This window comes from Streptomyces sp. NPDC093089, assembly GCF_044754405.1.
In the GTDB taxonomy this organism is placed as follows: domain Bacteria; phylum Actinomycetota; class Actinomycetes; order Streptomycetales; family Streptomycetaceae; genus Streptomyces.
This window is the reverse complement of sequence record NZ_JBIVPA010000008.1, coordinates 59,614-74,243: the sequence shown is the minus strand read 5'-3', so window position 1 is coordinate 74,243 and position 14,630 is coordinate 59,614. Positions and strand designations below refer to the sequence as shown.

Annotated in this window: 15 protein-coding genes and 1 pseudogene; 7 read left to right on the top strand and 9 right to left on the bottom strand. The window is 70.9% G+C overall.

Annotated elements, in window-relative coordinates:
• Positions 1–141: 141 nt before the first annotated feature.
• On the bottom strand, positions 142–288 hold the full coding sequence (locus tag ACIQFX_RS19800; protein ID WP_402464785.1) for a hypothetical protein: 147 nt from the start codon (positions 286–288) through the stop codon (positions 142–144).
• 11 nt (positions 289–299) lie between these two features.
• Between ACIQFX_RS19800 and ACIQFX_RS19795 the strand changes: the two genes are divergently transcribed.
• Entirely contained in the window at positions 300–1,286 is a 987-nt protein-coding gene (locus ACIQFX_RS19795) for an aminoglycoside phosphotransferase family protein (RefSeq protein ID WP_402464783.1), read from the top strand.
• A gap of 195 nt (positions 1,287–1,481) precedes the next feature.
• Positions 1,482–2,150 (top strand): DUF4232 domain-containing protein, encoded by a 669-nt coding sequence (locus ACIQFX_RS19790; RefSeq protein ID WP_402464781.1) that lies wholly within the window; start codon positions 1,482–1,484, stop codon positions 2,148–2,150.
• A 415-nt stretch (positions 2,151–2,565) separates the two neighbouring features.
• Here the strand turns inward: ACIQFX_RS19790 and ACIQFX_RS19785 are convergent, their stop codons facing one another.
• Both ACIQFX_RS19785 and ACIQFX_RS19780 read right to left on the bottom strand, forming a co-directional pair.
• Positions 2,566–4,314: an acyl-CoA dehydrogenase family protein gene (locus tag ACIQFX_RS19785; RefSeq protein WP_402464779.1), complete on the bottom strand. Its 1,749-nt coding sequence runs from the start codon at positions 4,312–4,314 to the stop codon at positions 2,566–2,568.
• Between the two features lie 274 nt (positions 4,315–4,588).
• Positions 4,589–5,149: a PadR family transcriptional regulator gene (locus ACIQFX_RS19780; RefSeq protein WP_402464777.1), complete on the bottom strand. Its 561-nt coding sequence runs from the start codon at positions 5,147–5,149 to the stop codon at positions 4,589–4,591.
• Positions 5,150–5,300: 151 nt separating this feature from the next.
• Here ACIQFX_RS19780 and ACIQFX_RS19775 point away from each other — a divergent pair, with 151 nt between their 5' ends.
• From ACIQFX_RS19775 to ACIQFX_RS19765, 3 genes are all read left to right on the top strand, one after another.
• On the top strand, positions 5,301–5,975 hold the full coding sequence (locus ACIQFX_RS19775) for a uracil-DNA glycosylase (protein ID WP_402464775.1): 675 nt from the start codon (positions 5,301–5,303) through the stop codon (positions 5,973–5,975).
• An 81-nt stretch (positions 5,976–6,056) separates the two neighbouring features.
• Positions 6,057–6,833, top strand: coding sequence for a hypothetical protein (locus ACIQFX_RS19770; RefSeq protein WP_402464773.1), 777 nt, complete (start codon positions 6,057–6,059; stop codon positions 6,831–6,833).
• 126 nt (positions 6,834–6,959) lie between these two features.
• Positions 6,960–7,388 (top strand): VOC family protein, encoded by a 429-nt coding sequence (locus ACIQFX_RS19765; RefSeq protein WP_402464771.1) that lies wholly within the window; start codon positions 6,960–6,962, stop codon positions 7,386–7,388.
• 70 nt (positions 7,389–7,458) lie between these two features.
• Here ACIQFX_RS19765 and ACIQFX_RS19760 read toward each other — a convergent pair whose 3' ends face one another.
• The 5 genes from ACIQFX_RS19760 to ACIQFX_RS19740 all read right to left on the bottom strand — a co-directional run bounded on the left by ACIQFX_RS19760 (position 7,459) and on the right by ACIQFX_RS19740 (position 11,300).
• Positions 7,459–7,701 carry a metal-sensitive transcriptional regulator gene (locus ACIQFX_RS19760; RefSeq protein ID WP_376482374.1) on the bottom strand — a complete coding sequence of 81 codons (243 nt, stop codon included), beginning with the start codon at positions 7,699–7,701 and terminating at the stop codon, positions 7,459–7,461.
• An 87-nt stretch (positions 7,702–7,788) separates the two neighbouring features.
• Positions 7,789–8,712 (bottom strand): sulfite exporter TauE/SafE family protein, encoded by a 924-nt coding sequence (locus ACIQFX_RS19755; RefSeq protein ID WP_402464769.1) that lies wholly within the window; start codon positions 8,710–8,712, stop codon positions 7,789–7,791.
• Positions 8,709–9,290, bottom strand: a complete 582-nt coding sequence (locus ACIQFX_RS19750) for a rhodanese-like domain-containing protein (protein WP_402464767.1) — start codon at positions 9,288–9,290, stop codon at positions 8,709–8,711. The genes ACIQFX_RS19755 and ACIQFX_RS19750 overlap by 4 nt, the downstream gene beginning before the upstream one ends.
• A gap of 135 nt (positions 9,291–9,425) precedes the next feature.
• On the bottom strand, positions 9,426–10,814 hold the full coding sequence (locus ACIQFX_RS19745; RefSeq protein ID WP_402464765.1) for a rhodanese-like domain-containing protein: 1,389 nt from the start codon (positions 10,812–10,814) through the stop codon (positions 9,426–9,428).
• A gap of 171 nt (positions 10,815–10,985) precedes the next feature.
• A complete protein-coding gene (locus ACIQFX_RS19740; protein WP_402464763.1) occupies positions 10,986–11,300 on the bottom strand; it encodes a rhodanese-like domain-containing protein in 315 nt (104 codons plus the stop codon).
• Positions 11,301–11,640: 340 nt separating this feature from the next.
• Here ACIQFX_RS19740 and ACIQFX_RS19735 point away from each other — a divergent pair, with 340 nt between their 5' ends.
• Positions 11,641–12,984 (top strand): MFS transporter, encoded by a 1,344-nt coding sequence (locus ACIQFX_RS19735; RefSeq protein WP_402464761.1) that lies wholly within the window; start codon positions 11,641–11,643, stop codon positions 12,982–12,984.
• Between the two features lie 34 nt (positions 12,985–13,018).
• Positions 13,019–13,717 (top strand): VOC family protein, encoded by a 699-nt coding sequence (locus ACIQFX_RS19730; protein ID WP_402464759.1) that lies wholly within the window; start codon positions 13,019–13,021, stop codon positions 13,715–13,717.
• 177 nt (positions 13,718–13,894) lie between these two features.
• Here ACIQFX_RS19730 and ACIQFX_RS19725 read toward each other — a convergent pair.
• Positions 13,895–14,571 (bottom strand): annotated as a pseudogene (locus ACIQFX_RS19725) (2-phosphosulfolactate phosphatase).
• Positions 14,572–14,630 lie beyond the last annotated feature (59 nt).

Here is a 14,630-nt window from a genome sequence, read left to right as displayed (position 1 = left end):
TACGGGCCGTGAGGCGGTGTACCGGAGCCGTGCGGCGTGTGACAGGGGTTCGACAGCGGCGAGAAACGCTTCTGCAGGGGAGATCATCGCGGGCATTGTCCCCCACGTCCCGGGTGCCGCCCATCCGATTTCGGCGGCCCCTCACCGGCGCACGGTCCGCGCGCCCCCCCGGCCCCCGGCCGTCGGCCACAGGATCCGGTGCTCCGTCCAGAACGGGCCGAGGTCCTCCGTCGTCACCGCCGGCGCCGCCCGCTCGAAGTCCTTGGCGGAGGCGACGAGCAGCCGCATAGGCTGCCGGGATGATCGCGATGCCGGAGGAGTTCGCCCGGAGCACCGTCGACCGCGAAGGAGGGGCGGGAGCGGCTTGGCTCGCCGAGCTGCCCGGGATCGTGGAGACGCTGCTCGAACAGTGGGACTGCGTACCGGACGGCGAGGTCATGCACGGCGGCGTCGGCGTCATCGTCCCGGTACGCGGACGTGGACAGGGGCGGGGGCCGGTACAGGGACGGGGACCGGTACCGGTACCGGGGCCGGCCGAGGAGGGCGCCGTCCTCAAGGTGTCGTTTCCGCACCCCGGCAACGTCCATGAACCGGACGCGTTCGCGGCCTGGGGTGGCCGCGGCGCCGTCCACCTGTACGAGCGGGACGACGCACGGTTCGCCATGCTCCTCGAGCGGGTCCGACCGACGACCCTGGCGGACGTCGAGGACGGTGACGTGGTGGTGACGGTCGCCGGACGTCTCAACCACCGCCTCGCGATCCCCGCACCACCCGGCCTGCCCCGCCTGAGCCGACAGGCCGACGCCTGGGCGGAACAGCTGCGCGCGGACGCCGAGGAGCTGCCCCACGCACTACCGGACCGGGTACTGCACGCCGCCCTGGCGACCATCCGTGAACTCGGCCGGAACCAGCCCGACACGCTCCTCCACGGCGACCTCCACGCCCGCAACATCCTGGCCGCCGACCGCGAGCCGTGGCTGGTCGTCGACCCCAAGGGATACGCGGGCGACCCCGCGTACGACGGCGGCACCCTCCTGAAGTCACGCGCTCTGTCCCTCCTCGCCGCGGACGACCTGGGCAAGGCCGTCCACCGCGTCCTGGACGTCTTCGCCGACGCCGCGGAACTCGACCGCGAACGCGTCCGGCGGTGGTCGCAGTTCCACGCCGTGAAGGCCGCCTACTGGGGCCGCCACCACGGCTTCCGGGCCGCCCGCAGCGGCCCGCGGCTGGACTGGCTCACCCAGTTCGTCGACCGCTTGGCGGAGCTGCTCACCGAGCGTTCCTAGAGGTGTCGGAGGTGCTGGAGGCGTGGGTGTCGTGCCGATCCCCGGGTCGGCGCCCAGGCCGAAAATCCCTCTGGGAATCCTGGGGCGAACCGTGGTGAATTCGGTAAGACGCCGTCACCGAACTGTGAAACAAGCGCGCAAATCTGGTCTTCACCACAGCGCGGTCCGTGCGCTGACATCGGGGGGAGCACCGCCATGAGCACCGTTCGCAGAGCCGCCGTCGTCCTCGTCGCCGCGTCCGCGCTGGCCCTCACCGCCTGCGGGCCCTCCGAGGACGGTGCCTCGGGCGGCCCCGACGTGCCCACCGCGGCCCCCACCGGCTCGGCCTCCCCGTCCGCGTCGGCCGAGCCGACGACGCCCTCGACCCCTTCCGCGCCCGCCAAGACGTCGAAGCCGGCCGAGCCGACGACGCCGCCCGCCAAGCCCGGCAAGCCGACGACGGACCCGGACTACGACGTCTTCCCCTGCAGCACCTTCGACGTGACGTTCACCGCGAACCTCGCCGAGCCCACGACCAGCAGCTACCTGCTGAAGATCACCAACAAGACCGGCAAGCCCTGCCGGGTGCTCGGCCACCCCGTCGTCACCTTCGGCGACCTCGACGGACAGGCCACCGAGCGCGGCACCGCTCCCGGCATCGAGGACGCGATCCGGCTCGCCCCGGGCCAGTCGGCCTACGCTGGACTCATGGGCGGCCTGAAGGGCCCCAAAAGCAAGACGGTCTCGTCGATCGCCATGGAGATGAACACGGAGTCCGACCTCACGCAGGTGCCGCTCAAGGCCTCGACGCCCGGCCTGAACGTCTCCGAGGACAACTCCGTCACCGCGTGGGTGGACAACGCCGAGGACGCGCTCAGCCTGTAGTACGGATCTGCCCGTAGTACGGATCTGCCCGTAGTACGGATCTGTCTGTAGTGCGGGCCTGCCCCACCCGGATGTTCTCCGGTGCTTTCGCCCCGCGGCGAAGGCACCGGAGCTCGGTCGGCGCCCCGCACCAGCGACGCCGTGGCCCGGCACCAGCTCCAGGAGATGGCGGTGCACACGTACGACGCCCAACTCGCCGTGGGGGCCCCGCAGCCCCTGCCGGACGAGGTGGCGCTCGACGGCGTCGACGAGTTCCTCTCCACCTGCGTCGCGACGAGGACTTGCCCCTCCGACCAGACCGTTCCCGGGGGTACGGGACGGATACGGGCCCGGTCGGAGGGGAAGACCCCTCGATCAGCCGACGCCAACGATGCCGCCGAGGGCGGGGCCGACGCCGAGAGCCTTGCTCCGACGCCTACGGCGCCATCTCGTACGCACCCGACAGCGCCTCGACGCGCTGCCACACGCGGCCCGACCGCGCCTCGTCGACGACGGGGCGGCGGACGGCGCCCAGGGCCCAGAGCTGCTGCTGCTCGGTCGCGGAGTCCTTCCCGTGCAGTTCGACCGCGTGCGCGGAGAAGTCGCGGACGAGGACGGCGAACAGCTCGTCGAGCACGTCCTCGTCCAGACCGGTGAGCGCGGCCTGCTCCAGGACCAGCTGTCCGTGGACGACGAGCGCGAAGAGCTGGCCGACGGCGAGGAGCAGGTCGAGGTCGCGGCTCTGCTGCTCGTCGGGCGCCGCCTTGAGGACGAACTCGCAGAGTGCGTCGGCCTGTTCGCGGAAGCGGGCGACGTTGGAGAGGTGCGCGTACGCGTCGTAGGCCGCCCGCCAGTCGTGGAAGCGGACCGAACCCAGGCCACGCGCCGGTCCCTGGCGGAAGAGGAACGTGTCGTCGGCCGCGTCCAGTCGCGTCGGCACGGGCTCGTACGCCACCGGGTCGAGGAGGTGGTTGCGCATGAACTTCAGGATCAGCGCCAGGTTGACGTGGACCGTTCCCTCCAGCTTCGGCAGGCCGCGGATCTCCACCGCCGCCTGGGCGAAGTAGTTGTCCTTCTCGAAGCCCTTGGCCGCGATGACGTCCCACATGAGGTCGATGACCTTCTCGCCCTCCGTGGTCACCTTCATCTTCGTCATCGGGTTGAAGAGGAGGTAGCGCCGGTCGTCGGGACCCGCGGTCCGGAAGTAGTCCACGGCACGGTCGCTGAACAGCTTCATGCCGACCAGACGCACGTACGCGTCGGTCAACTCCCGCCGCACGTGCGGGAACGCGGTGACCGGACGCCCGTACAGGATGCGGTTCTGGGCGTGCGTGACGGCCTCGTACATCGCGTGCTCGCAGATGCCGATCGACGCGGTGCACAGGTTGAACTTGCCGACGTTGACGGTGTTCAGCGCGGCGTCGAACGCGGCACGCCCGGTGTGCAGGACGTCCTCGGCGGCGACCGGGTACTGCTCCAGCCGGAACTCGCTCACGAACTTCGACGAGTCGACGACGTTCTTCACCAGGTGGTACGCCGGGTGGCGGCTGTCGGCCGCGAAGAAGACGTAACCCTCCGGGCCCTCGACGTCCGTCCGGCGCCCGAAGACCGACACGAGCCCGGCCGCGTTGCCGTTCCCGATGTAGTACTTGGAACCCGTCGCCCGGAAGCCGCCCTCGCCGTCGGGCTCCAGCAGCATGTCCGTGGAGTAGATGTCCGCGCCGTGCGACTTCTCGGACAGGCCGAACGCGAACACCTCGCCCTGGGCGAGGAGTTCGGCGGCACGGGCACGCGCGGCGGCGTTCTCGCTCTGCCACACCGGACCGAGTCCCAGAATGGTCACCTGCCAGGCGTACCAGTAGTCGAGCCCGTAGAAGCCGAGGATCTCGTTCAGCGCGGCGATACGAGCGGTGTCCCATCGCTTGTCGCCCCCGCCCTGACCCTCGTCCTGACCCGCGCCCGCGCCCGCGTCGGCGGACGGCGTGAGGAACGTCGCGAACAACCCCTCCTCGGCCGCGAAGGCCAGGAAGTCACCCAGCCACGCCCGCGTCCGGTAGTCCTCGATGATCCGGCGCTTCCCCCGCGCCTCGAACCAGTCCACGGTCGCGCGCAGCAGCCGGCGCGTCTCCGGGTCGAAGTGTGCGGGGTCGTAAGTGTGCGGGTTGAACAGCAGCGCGTCGGCCATGACGTCCGCCTTTCCGGCTGGGGATGAGGGTGGTGGTGCTTGCACACGGCCGTACGGACATGCTGGCTGTACGGCCGTGACGCTGGTCGGTGGTGCGAGTGGTCGCCGTGCGGGGTGTACGGGGCACGCCGGAGCTCGGCGCGTGGGGCTGTCTACGGGACGGGCGGGTATGTGCCCGTATCGTGCGGGTGCGGGTGCGGGTGCGGGTGCGGGTGCGGGAGTAGCCGTGGCCGTGGCTGCGGCCGCAGCCGTACGGCGACGGAGGCTGCCCGGCTCACCGCTCGGTGCGGAATCGTTCGAGCGTGGCGAGGACGTCGTCGAGCCACGCGATCATCATCTGCTCGTAGGCGATCCCGCCCCGCAGCACGACGTGCTGGAGCTCCCGCTCGGCGTCCAGCGGACCGTCCCCAGGCACCGTCTCCCCGAAGTCCCGCACCTCGCCGGCACGGTAGTGCGCGAGACGCCCCGCGTGCGCCGACCGGTGCCGCTCCACCTCACCGATCAAGGCCGCCGGATCGTCGAACGCGGCCCCTCGGATCTTCACGGCGAGGTCGTGTCGCACACTCTCGGGCTCGATGGGCTCCTGCAGCCACTCGGAGAGCGCCTCCCGCCCCCGCCCGGCCACGGAGTACTCCTTCTTGTCCGGTCGTCCCTGCTGCGGGACCTCCCGCACATCGATCCACCCGTCCTGCTCCATCCGCTTGAGCACCCGGTAGATCTGCTGATGAGTCGCCGTCCAGAAGTACCCGATGGACCGCTCGAAGCGCCGAGCCAGCTCGTAGCCGGACCCGGGCTTCTCGAGGAGGGACACGAGGATCGCGTGGTCGAGCGCCATGTGCCGGATCTTGCTATGCAACGAGGTGCATAGCAAGCGCGACCGCGCCGGTGAGACGCGGCTCACCCCTGCGCGCCGGATCGATCGACCGTCCGGACGTGCTTCTCGCCCTCCTGCGTGGCGTGCCGGAGGGCCTGGCACACTCTCGGCCATGACGCCCTCACGCAACCGCCTCCGCTCCACGGCCCCACGGTCGCTCCGTGACCCGGAGGCCCTGCGGACCAGGCTGGAGGCCGTGCGGACGGAGCCGGTCGTGCGGCCACTGAACGACTGGGTGGAGAAGCTGCGGGGGCGCCTCGGCGAAGGGGAGTCCGTGCCGTGGTTCGACCCCGCGTCCGGGGGCGTCGAGGCGCGGAGTCTGTTCCTGCTGGAAGCGCCCGGCCGGAAGGCGATGGGAGCGGAGGCCGCGCTGCGCCGCACGGGCAGCGGGATCATCTCCGTCGACAACGACGATCCGACCGCGCAGAACTGCTGGAACCTGCGCAACGAGGCCGGCCTCCGCTACGAACTGTCCCTGCACTGGAACGTCGTGCCGTGGTACCTGGGCACGGCGGACCGCATCGCTGCACCGGGGAAGACGGAGATCCAGCGCGCCGCGCCCTTCCTGCACGAGGTGATCTCCATGCTCCCCGCCCTCGAAGTCGTCGTCCCCATGGGCCGCAAAGCCCAGGCCGGCTGGGCCGCCTACCAGGAAGCACACGCTCCCGAAGTCCACACGCTTCCCACGTGGCACCCCAGCCCTCGGGTCTTCGCCTCCCGGCCCACGGCCCGCCAGGAGATCCTGGACGTGTTGCGCCAGGCGGCCGACCTTCTGAACTCCCACTGAGAAAGGCGTACATGGCGTCGCCCCAAGGGAGTTGTCCGACCTCGGGGCGTCTGTCGGTATGGCGTGGAAGGATGCCTGGTCATGGGAACGAGAGACGACAGCGACGAGGCGTACGTCGTCGGGCTGTGCAACCAGGTCCTCGGCGAAGTCGCTTCGACGCAGCACAAGTTCGACTGGCTGCTCGGTGATCCTGGGGCGGGTGGCCGTCGGGCCAGGCTGCCGGTGGACGCGTACTGGCCCGGCCATCGACTGGTCGTCGAGTACCGCGAGCTCCAGCACGACCAGCCGACGCCCCACTTCGACAAGCCGGACCGCATGACGGTCAGCGGCGTCCACCGTGGCGAACAGCGCGCCCTGTACGACGCCCGGCGCGACTCCGAGATCCCCGCGCACGGGCTGCGGCTCGTCGTCGTCCGCCCCGCCGACCTCGACGCGGACACCCGCGGACGCCTGCGCCGCAACGCGGAGGCCGACCTCGCGGCCCTGCGCGCACTCCTGGCCCGCGCCAGTGACGAGGACCGCGTCGTCGACGCCTTCCGCACCTGGCTCCTCGCCGAAGGCTGGACCCCCGTCGACCCCACGGACCGCTGGACCGACCTGGAGGCCGTACGCGGTCCCGAACGGCTCATCTGCGAGGCCAAGGGCCGTACCAGCGAGAAGGGCATCGACGCCGACATCGCCTACGGCCAGCTGCTCCGCCGCATGACCGACCAGGATCCCGGCATCCGCTACGCCCTCGTCGTCCCCACCTCGTCGACGAAAGCCGCCCAACGCGTCCCGACCCATGTCCGTCGGTCACTCCGCATCGACGTGTACGAGGTGACGGACGACGACAAGGTGTGCCTACTGGCGGACTGAAGGCCCTGAAGGCCCTGAAGGCCCTGAAGGCTCTGAAGGACCGACCGGCCGACCGGGCTGTCGACCGGTCGACCGGCCGACGAAAATCCCGTTCGTCGGCCGAGCGCCCCTTGTTAGGGTGCGCTGGTGTCGGTCATCAGGAAGTTCCAAGTCACCTTCGATTGCGCGGAACCCGAGCGTCTCGCTCGCTTCTGGTGCGAACTGCTGGGCTATGTCGTACCGCCACCGCCGACGGGTTTCGCCACGTGGGACGCGTACGAGGAGTCTCGGCCTCCCGAGGATCAGGGGTCGTGGTTCGCGTGCGTTGATCCCACCGGTGTGGGACCGCGCCTGTTCTTCCAGCGCGTTCCCGAAGGCAAGGTGGTCAAGAACCGGGTTCATCTCGACATCCGCGTCGGGACCGGGCTCGTCGGTGAGGAGCGCCTCGCCGCCCTCGAAGCGGAGTGCACGCGCGTGGTCGCGCTCGGAGCCGTACGCGTCCAGCTCCTCTACGACGGCCACGACTCGTGCATCGTGATGCAGGACATCGAGGGCAACGAGTTCTGCATCGACTGACCCACTCCGAGTGGCACTCGATCCGGGGGAGGGGGAGGGGGAGGGGGAGAGGGAGAGGAGAGGGGCGACTTCAGGCGAGGGCCATGAAGAGCTTCTCCAGCTCGTCCTGTGTCATGGGCGGGGCATCGGGGGTGTCGGCGAGGCACTGGCGCATGCCGCTGGCCACGATCTTGAAGCCGGCCCGGTCCAGGGCTTTGGAGACGGCGGCGAGCTGGGTGACGACGTCCTTGCAGTCCCGGCCGGACTCGACCATCGCGATCACGGCGGCCAGCTGTCCTTGGGCCCGCCTGAGGCGGTTCAGGACCGGCTTCATCGCTTCTTCTTCGACCTGCACGGATCTCCTCCTTTTCCTTCCCCCTCCCGATGATACCCCTAGGGGTATAAATGGTGCGAATGTGATCTATTTGGATACCGTGCGCTGGCGGGGTCTGCCCTCGGGCCGCGGGTGCTCCCGGGAGAGGCACCCCGCGCCCGCGCGCGACTGCCTCGCGTGCCGGAGCAGTCGAACGGCGACCGTGACCGTCGCCGCGGCCCCGAGCACCGACCAGGTGGCCGGGTGGGTCCACACGGCGGTGTCGAGCTGCTGGGCGAGGACGAAGACGCCCATCACGACGACGAACCAGCCGAAGGCCTTGCGCAGCGTGTCCTGCGGGATCCGTCCCGCGAGCCGGGCGCCGATCAGGCTGCCGATCACCGCCGCCACGGTCACGGTCAGGGCCACGCCCCAGTCGATCGAGACGCCTGACAGGTGGCCGGCGAGTCCGGCGAAGGACTTCATCGCGATGACCAGGAGCGACGTGCCGACCGCGATGCCCATCGGCAGTCCGCCGAGGATGGCCAGCGCCGGTACGACGAGGAATCCGCCGCCCGACCCGACGAGGCCGGTCACGGCGCCGACGACGAGGCCCTCGACGGCGATGTGCTTCAGGGGGAGGTCCTTGTGCGCGGTCCGGACGCGCTCGCGGCCGGGTCGCGGCTTGCGGAGCATGGCCGCGGCGGTGGCGAGCATCATCAGGGCGAACGCGACGAGCAGCACCGTGCCGGGTATGTACTCGGCGAGGCGGCCGCCCCCGTACGCGCCCGCCATGCTGAACGCGCCGAAGAGCAGACCGGTCCGCCAGCGGACCCGGTGGGCGCGGGCGTGCGGGATCAGCGCGGCGATGCTGGTGACGCCGACCACGAACAGCGAGGTGGCGATGGCCTCCTTCGTCTCCTGCCCGGCCAGGTAGACCAGGATGGGAACGGTCAGGATCGACCCGCCGCCGCCGAGGATGCCGAGGCTGACGCCGATCAGCAGCGAGGCCGCGATGATGAGGGCGGTCACGCCGCGCTCCGCAGCTCCGCGATCACCGCGCTGATGTCGGTGCGCGGGCCCCGGTTGTACGGCAGCTTGGACAGCAGGACGCCCATCATGCAGGAGTTGCTGAGCGCCGCGTACGTCAGCCCCGCGCCGACCGCCGTACCGATGAGGTGGGCACCGGGCACCAGGACGCCGAGGAGTCCGGTCGTCAGCACGATCGAGCCGGCGACCAGGCGAACCTGCCGCTCCATGTCCCAGCGCTCGGGCCCCCGCTTCACGGGCGCGTCGGCCGCCTCCCAGGCGTTCATGCCGCCGTCGAGGACGCGAAGGTTCGGCAGCCCGACCTCGGCGAGCGCCTGCTCGGCCTGCGACGCCCGCGCCCCCGAACGGCAGACGAGCACGATCTCCTCGTCGAGGTGGGACCGCAGCTCCGCCCGGTGCTCCCGCAGGGTGTGCAGCGGCACGTTGTAGGCGCCGGGGATGTGGGAGGTGCGGAACTCGGCGGGAGTGCGCACGTCGAGCAGGCGCGGTGCGCGTCCTTCCTCGGTGAGTTTGCGCAGTACGGCGGTGGTGATGGACGGGGCGGTGGACTTGGCACTCATGCGTGACTCCGATGGATTGATACCCAGGGGGGTATATGCGGGGGTGTCGAGACCCAGTGGTGGGTGACAGGTGGGGGCCTGGGCGTAGGGGCAAGGGGAGGGGTGGGGGCAGGGTGTGGGGGGGCCGGGGAACCGTCAGGCGTCGGTGGATTCCACGGCGAGGGCCCAGGCGGCGTAACCCCCGAGGATGTCGGAGACGTCCTCGACGCCGCGGTGGCGAAGGAGGCTGGCCGCGATGGAGGAGCGGTGGCCGCCGGCGCAGTGCAGGACGAGCGGACGGTCGGCGGGGAGTTCGTCCGCGCGCGCGGGGAGTTCGCTCAGGGGGATGTGCAGGGCTTCGGGGATGAAGCCGTTGGCCTGGCGCTCGCCGCAGGTGCGGACGTCGACGACGAGCGGCGGGTTGTCGCCGGCGAGGGCGGCCTTCAGGTGCGCCGCGGTGACACGGCTGGCGGGGGTGACCTCGTCGTCCATGACCCTGAGGGCGTCCTCGGGGTTGCGTACGTAGCCCACCACCCGGTCGAAGCCGATACGGGCGAGCCGGGTGACGACCTCTTCCTCCCGGTTCTGCGGCGCCATGACCACCAGCTCGTCGGCCGGGTCGAGGACGGTGCCGGCCTGCTCGGCGAACCTGCCGTCGGCGGGCACGTTGACCGCGCCGCGCAGGTGCCCGGCGGCGAACTCCTGCGGGTCGCGGGCGTCGACGACGACCGCCCCGCCGGCGCGCAGCGCCACGAACTCGGTGAGCGTCAGCGGCCGGGCCGAGGCCGTCGCGTCGTAACGCACGCGGTCCTTGCGGTTCAGCTCCGCGTCGTACGCAAAGTAGCCGGGCGCGGCCGACTGGCCTGCGGTGACGAGTGCGACGAACTGCTCGCGACCCATCGGCGCACACGCGTAGTTGGTGGCGCGCTGCTCGCCGATGGTCGACTGCTTCTCCGTCGACAGGTTCTTGCCGCAGGCCGATCCCGCGCCGTGCGCGGGAAAGACGCGCACCGCGTCGGGCAGGCCCATCAGCTTGTTCTGCACGCTGTCGTGGAGCATCGCGCCGAGCGCCTCGGCGGTCACCCCCACCGAAGCGAGCAGGTCGGGCCGACCGACGTCACCGATGAACAGTGCGTCGCCGGTCAGCACGCCGTACGGAACCTCGTCGTCGGCCCGCTCGTACACCAGCACGCTGATCGACTCGGGCGTGTGCCCAGGCGTCTCCATGACCTCCAGGGCGACCTCGCCCAGCGCGATCCGCTCACCTTCGGCGAGCTTGCGGATCGGGTACTCGGTCTCGGCCCGCGACCCGTAGCCGATCCACGCGCCGGTCTCGTCCGCCATCTCCAGGTGGCCCGCGACGAAGTCCGCGTGGAAGTGCGTGTTGATCACCCCGACGACCGTGAACCCGCGGGCCCGGGCATCGGCGAGGTACTCCGAGACGTCCCGCCGCGGGTCCACGACCACGGCCTGCCCGGTCGTCTCGTCGGCGATCATGTACGACGCCTGGGAGAGGCAGTCGAGGTAGTACTGACTGAAGAACATGATGGATCCCTTTCGAGGAAACGTGCACCCGGACCGGATCGATCGGGCCGATCGATCCGATCGGGGCGGGTGCGTAAGGCTGAGTAAGGGGTGGTCGCGCGCGCCGGCGTGCGTACGTACGTACGGCTGGGCAGGGCCCTCAGGTGATCGGGCTCCTGCGCGGCCCGGCGTTCAGGCGGCTGAGCCGCTCACGAGCGGGCGACCCGTGCGGGCCCAGCCCGCGGTGCCGCCCGCGACGGAGGTCGCGTCCACCCCGTGGGCCGCGAGCTGCTCGGCGGCCCACAGGCTCCGGTTGCCGCTCGCGCAGATCACGTACACCGGCCGGTCGGCGGGCAGCCCGTCGAGGACCGACCCGAGCGCGGACAGTGGTGCGCTGTGGACCCCCGGTACGTGGCCCGCCACGTACTCGTCGGGCTCACGGACGTCGATGACGAACGCGCCGGCGGCCAGGCCGGCCGCGAAGGCCTCCAGATCTACTTCACGCATCGAGGTATCCCTCATTCTCGCAGGTACCCCCCGGGGTATTGATGTACTCGACCGTAAGGGCATCCCGTGCGGGAAGTCAAATACCCCCCTGGGTATTGAGTGAGGTGGGGTGGGAAGCGTCCCGATGCTCGACAAAAATACGGGTAGGGGTATTCTGGCCTGCGGCTACACACGCTGATCCGCGCGGCCCGGCCATACGTGCCGCCCCGCGCGACCTGCCACGCCTACCCGTGCCCGGGCTGTCCGTGCCCGGGCTGTCCGTGCCGCATGGACCGCCACATCCAGACGGCGGCATCTGTGCACCGCAGTACGCCGTTCCCGTCCCGAAGGACACCCGCCCATGAACCACGGCACCATCAGCACCTCGGCGCGCCCCGTACGACTGGGGCTCAGGGAGAACTGGCTCCAGTTCTCCCTACTGGTCGTGGTCAACATGGCCGTGGGTGGTCTGGTGGGCCTGGAACGCACCACCGTGCCGCTGATCGGCTCGGAGACGTTCGGTCTGACCAGTGAGCTGGCGGTCTTCTCGTTCATCATCGCCTTCGGACTCACCAAGGCCCTCACCAACCTCGCGGCCGGGGCGCTGACCGCACGCTTCCGCCGGAAGCAGCTCCTCGTGGCGGGCTGGCTGATCGGTGTCCCCGTCCCGTTCGTACTCGCGTACGCGCCCTCGTGGAGCTGGATCGTCGCGGCCAACGTGCTGCTCGGCCTCAATCAGGGGCTGACCTGGTCGATGACGGTCAACATGAAGATCGACCTGGTCGGTCCGACCCGCCGCGGCTTCGCCACCGGGCTCAACGAAGCCGCCGGCTACACCGCCGTCGGCGTCACGGCCCTGCTCACCGGCTACCTCGCCACCGCCCACGGCCTGCGCCCGATCCCCGAACTCGTCGGCGTCGTCTTCGTCGCCGCCGGCCTCGCCCTGGCGCTCGTCGTCCGCGACACCGCCGCGCACGTCGCCCTGGAACTGGCCCAGCACCCCACGCCCCTCCCCGCGGGCGAGGACGCCGGACTCGGGGCCACCTTCGTCCGCACCTCCTGGCGCGACCGCCCACTGCGCGGCGCCAGTCAGGCCGGCCTGGTCAACAACCTCAACGACGGGCTGACATGGGGCGTCTTCCCACTCCTCTTCACCGACCACGGCCTGGGCATCGCAGCCGTGGGCCTCATCAAGGGCCTCTACCCGATCCTCTGGGGCCTCGGTCAGATACCCACCGGCCACCTCGCCGACCGCATCGGCCGCAAACCCCTCATCGTCACCGGCATGCTCGTCCAGTCCGCCGGTCTCCTCCTCGCCCTCGCCCTCCTCGACCGCCCGCTCCTCGCCGGCCTCCTCTCCGCCATCGCCCTCGGCCTGGGCACCGCCATGGTCTACCCGGCCCTCATCGCCTCCGTCTCCGACCGCGCCCACCCCGCCTGGCGCGCCAACGCCTTCGGCACGTACCGCTTCTGGCGCGACATCGGCTACGCGGCCGGAGCCCTCGTCGGCGGCCTCCTGGCCGACCTCCTCGGCCTCGAAGCCACCGTCATCGCAGCCGCCCTCCTCACCGCCGCCTCCGGCCTCCTCGCCGCCCGCTGGCTCAACGACCGCCACGACCGCCACGACGGCCGCGACGGCCGCGACGGCCGCGACGGCCGCGACGGCCGCGACAGCGACGCAACGACCGCTTTGCGTAACGGCTGATGAGAGTGTCGGACCGGCGCGCTACGTTGACCCCATGACCTACGAAGAGACCACGATCGAGCGCATCAGGCCGCAGCAGTTCCACGGGACCGCCGGGCTGGAGGACTGGCGCGTGGTGGGCGAAGGCGCGTGCGCGTACTTCCGCACCGGAACGTTCGCCGCGGGCGCCGAGTTCGTACGGGTGATCAGTGAGATCCCGGCGGTCGCGGACCACCACCCCGACGTCGACGTGAGGCAGGAGGGCGTGTTCGTCCGACTGATCAGGGTCACGGACGACTACTACGGCCTGACCGAGCAGCACGTCGAACTGGCCCGACAGATCTCGGCAGTTGCCCGCACCCTGGACGTCACGGCCGACCCGTCCGCCGTCCAGACCGTCCAGGTCACCGTCGACGCCCTCGCCGCCCCCGGCGTGGTGGCCTTCTGGCGCGCGCTCCTCGGCTACCAGGACCGCGCGAACAGCGCCGAGGACCTCATCGACCCGCACCGCCGCGGCGCCCCCTTCTACTTCCAGCAGATGGACGCACCCCGCCCGCAGCGCAACCGCGTCCACGTGGACGTCTGGGTGCCGTACGACCAGGCCGAAGCCCGCATCGCCGCCGCCCTCGCAGCCGGCGGCCGCCTCGTCAACGACACCGACGCTCCGTCGAACTGGGTCCTCGCCGACCCCGAGGGCAACGAAGCCTGCATCGGCGTCGCCGGCCCCCCGGAGCCCGCCACCACCCGTTCGTGAGCACCCCACGCGGGCGGACGTCCGTCCCCTGAGCACCCCGTGACGCGGTGGACGTGTCACCCGACGCCCTCACCGCGGGCGGCAGGGCGAGGGGAGCTCGGAGCGGACGGGCTCGGTCGTCACACGTCACACGTCACACGTACTCAGGTCACACGTCATACGTCACACGTACTCGGGTCAGCTTGAAGTGCCGTCGGTCAGCGAGGGAACCGCGTACGGCCGGAGCGCCATCAGCGAGTCCTCCAGCGCTGCCACCATGGCAAACGGGAACCGGTCGAGTTCCAGGCAGAGTTCGACGTCATCACGGTGAACCCCTTGCGCACGCGCTCCGTCAACTCGGCCGCGGCCCGCGACTCGCCGGCACGGCGGAGGAACTCGGACGCATCCACGTCAGCCCCGACGGCCCTCTCGGCGATGTACTGAGCACACGCCAGATCCTCGTCCGCGCGCCCCTCCTCGCCGGTCACCACGAACGTGACGCTGTCACCCCCACGCGCCCGCAGGACCCGCGCCGTCGCCTCCGCGACCACGAAGCCGGCACGCAGCACCAGCGACGCCTCCTTGACCGCGAGGGCCCCGACCGTCCCCGCCGTGGTCTTCTGCACGACCGTCCGCCCGGCGAGGTCGACGGACCTCAGCCGCCCCGGCGAGTTGACCGCGTCGAACCCGGGCGCCGGCGGACCGTCCTTGAGCGCCACCCACCCCGGGTGGCCCGCCTTCAGCGCCAGTGCCTCGTCCAGCGACTCGGCAAGAACGATCTTCTCCGCACCCCGGGCGAAGGCCCAACCCGCCACTGTGAAGGCGCGCATCACATCGACCACTTGGCGCTGACCAATCTGCACGACGCCGGCCACCGCTGGCCGCCGGGCACCGGGCTCGCCGAGTCCGGGACGGAAGACCAGCGCATCGATTC

What these genes read in the sequence shown, in the direction of transcription:
- ACIQFX_RS19740 (WP_402464763.1), bottom strand. Translation starts at nt 11,300, where the DNA reads ATGCGTGAAGTAGATCTGGAGGCCTTCGCGGCCGGCCTGGCCGCCGGC.
- ACIQFX_RS19770 (WP_402464773.1), top strand. Translation starts at nt 6,057, where the DNA reads ATGGGAACGAGAGACGACAGCGACGAGGCGTACGTCGTCGGGCTGTGC.
- ACIQFX_RS19730 (WP_402464759.1), top strand. Translation starts at nt 13,019, where the DNA reads ATGACCTACGAAGAGACCACGATCGAGCGCATCAGGCCGCAGCAGTTC.
- ACIQFX_RS19780 (WP_402464777.1), bottom strand. Translation starts at nt 5,149, where the DNA reads ATGGCGCTCGACCACGCGATCCTCGTGTCCCTCCTCGAGAAGCCCGGG.
- ACIQFX_RS19795 (WP_402464783.1), top strand. Translation starts at nt 300, where the DNA reads ATGATCGCGATGCCGGAGGAGTTCGCCCGGAGCACCGTCGACCGCGAA.
- ACIQFX_RS19790 (WP_402464781.1), top strand. Translation starts at nt 1,482, where the DNA reads ATGAGCACCGTTCGCAGAGCCGCCGTCGTCCTCGTCGCCGCGTCCGCG.
- ACIQFX_RS19775 (WP_402464775.1), top strand. Translation starts at nt 5,301, where the DNA reads ATGACGCCCTCACGCAACCGCCTCCGCTCCACGGCCCCACGGTCGCTC.
- ACIQFX_RS19745 (WP_402464765.1), bottom strand. Translation starts at nt 10,814, where the DNA reads ATGTTCTTCAGTCAGTACTACCTCGACTGCCTCTCCCAGGCGTCGTAC.
- ACIQFX_RS19750 (WP_402464767.1), bottom strand. Translation starts at nt 9,290, where the DNA reads ATGAGTGCCAAGTCCACCGCCCCGTCCATCACCACCGCCGTACTGCGC.
- ACIQFX_RS19760 (WP_376482374.1), bottom strand. Translation starts at nt 7,701, where the DNA reads ATGAAGCCGGTCCTGAACCGCCTCAGGCGGGCCCAAGGACAGCTGGCC.
- ACIQFX_RS19800 (WP_402464785.1), bottom strand. Translation starts at nt 288, where the DNA reads ATGCGGCTGCTCGTCGCCTCCGCCAAGGACTTCGAGCGGGCGGCGCCG.
- ACIQFX_RS19785 (WP_402464779.1), bottom strand. Translation starts at nt 4,314, where the DNA reads ATGGCCGACGCGCTGCTGTTCAACCCGCACACTTACGACCCCGCACAC.
- ACIQFX_RS19735 (WP_402464761.1), top strand. Translation starts at nt 11,641, where the DNA reads ATGAACCACGGCACCATCAGCACCTCGGCGCGCCCCGTACGACTGGGG.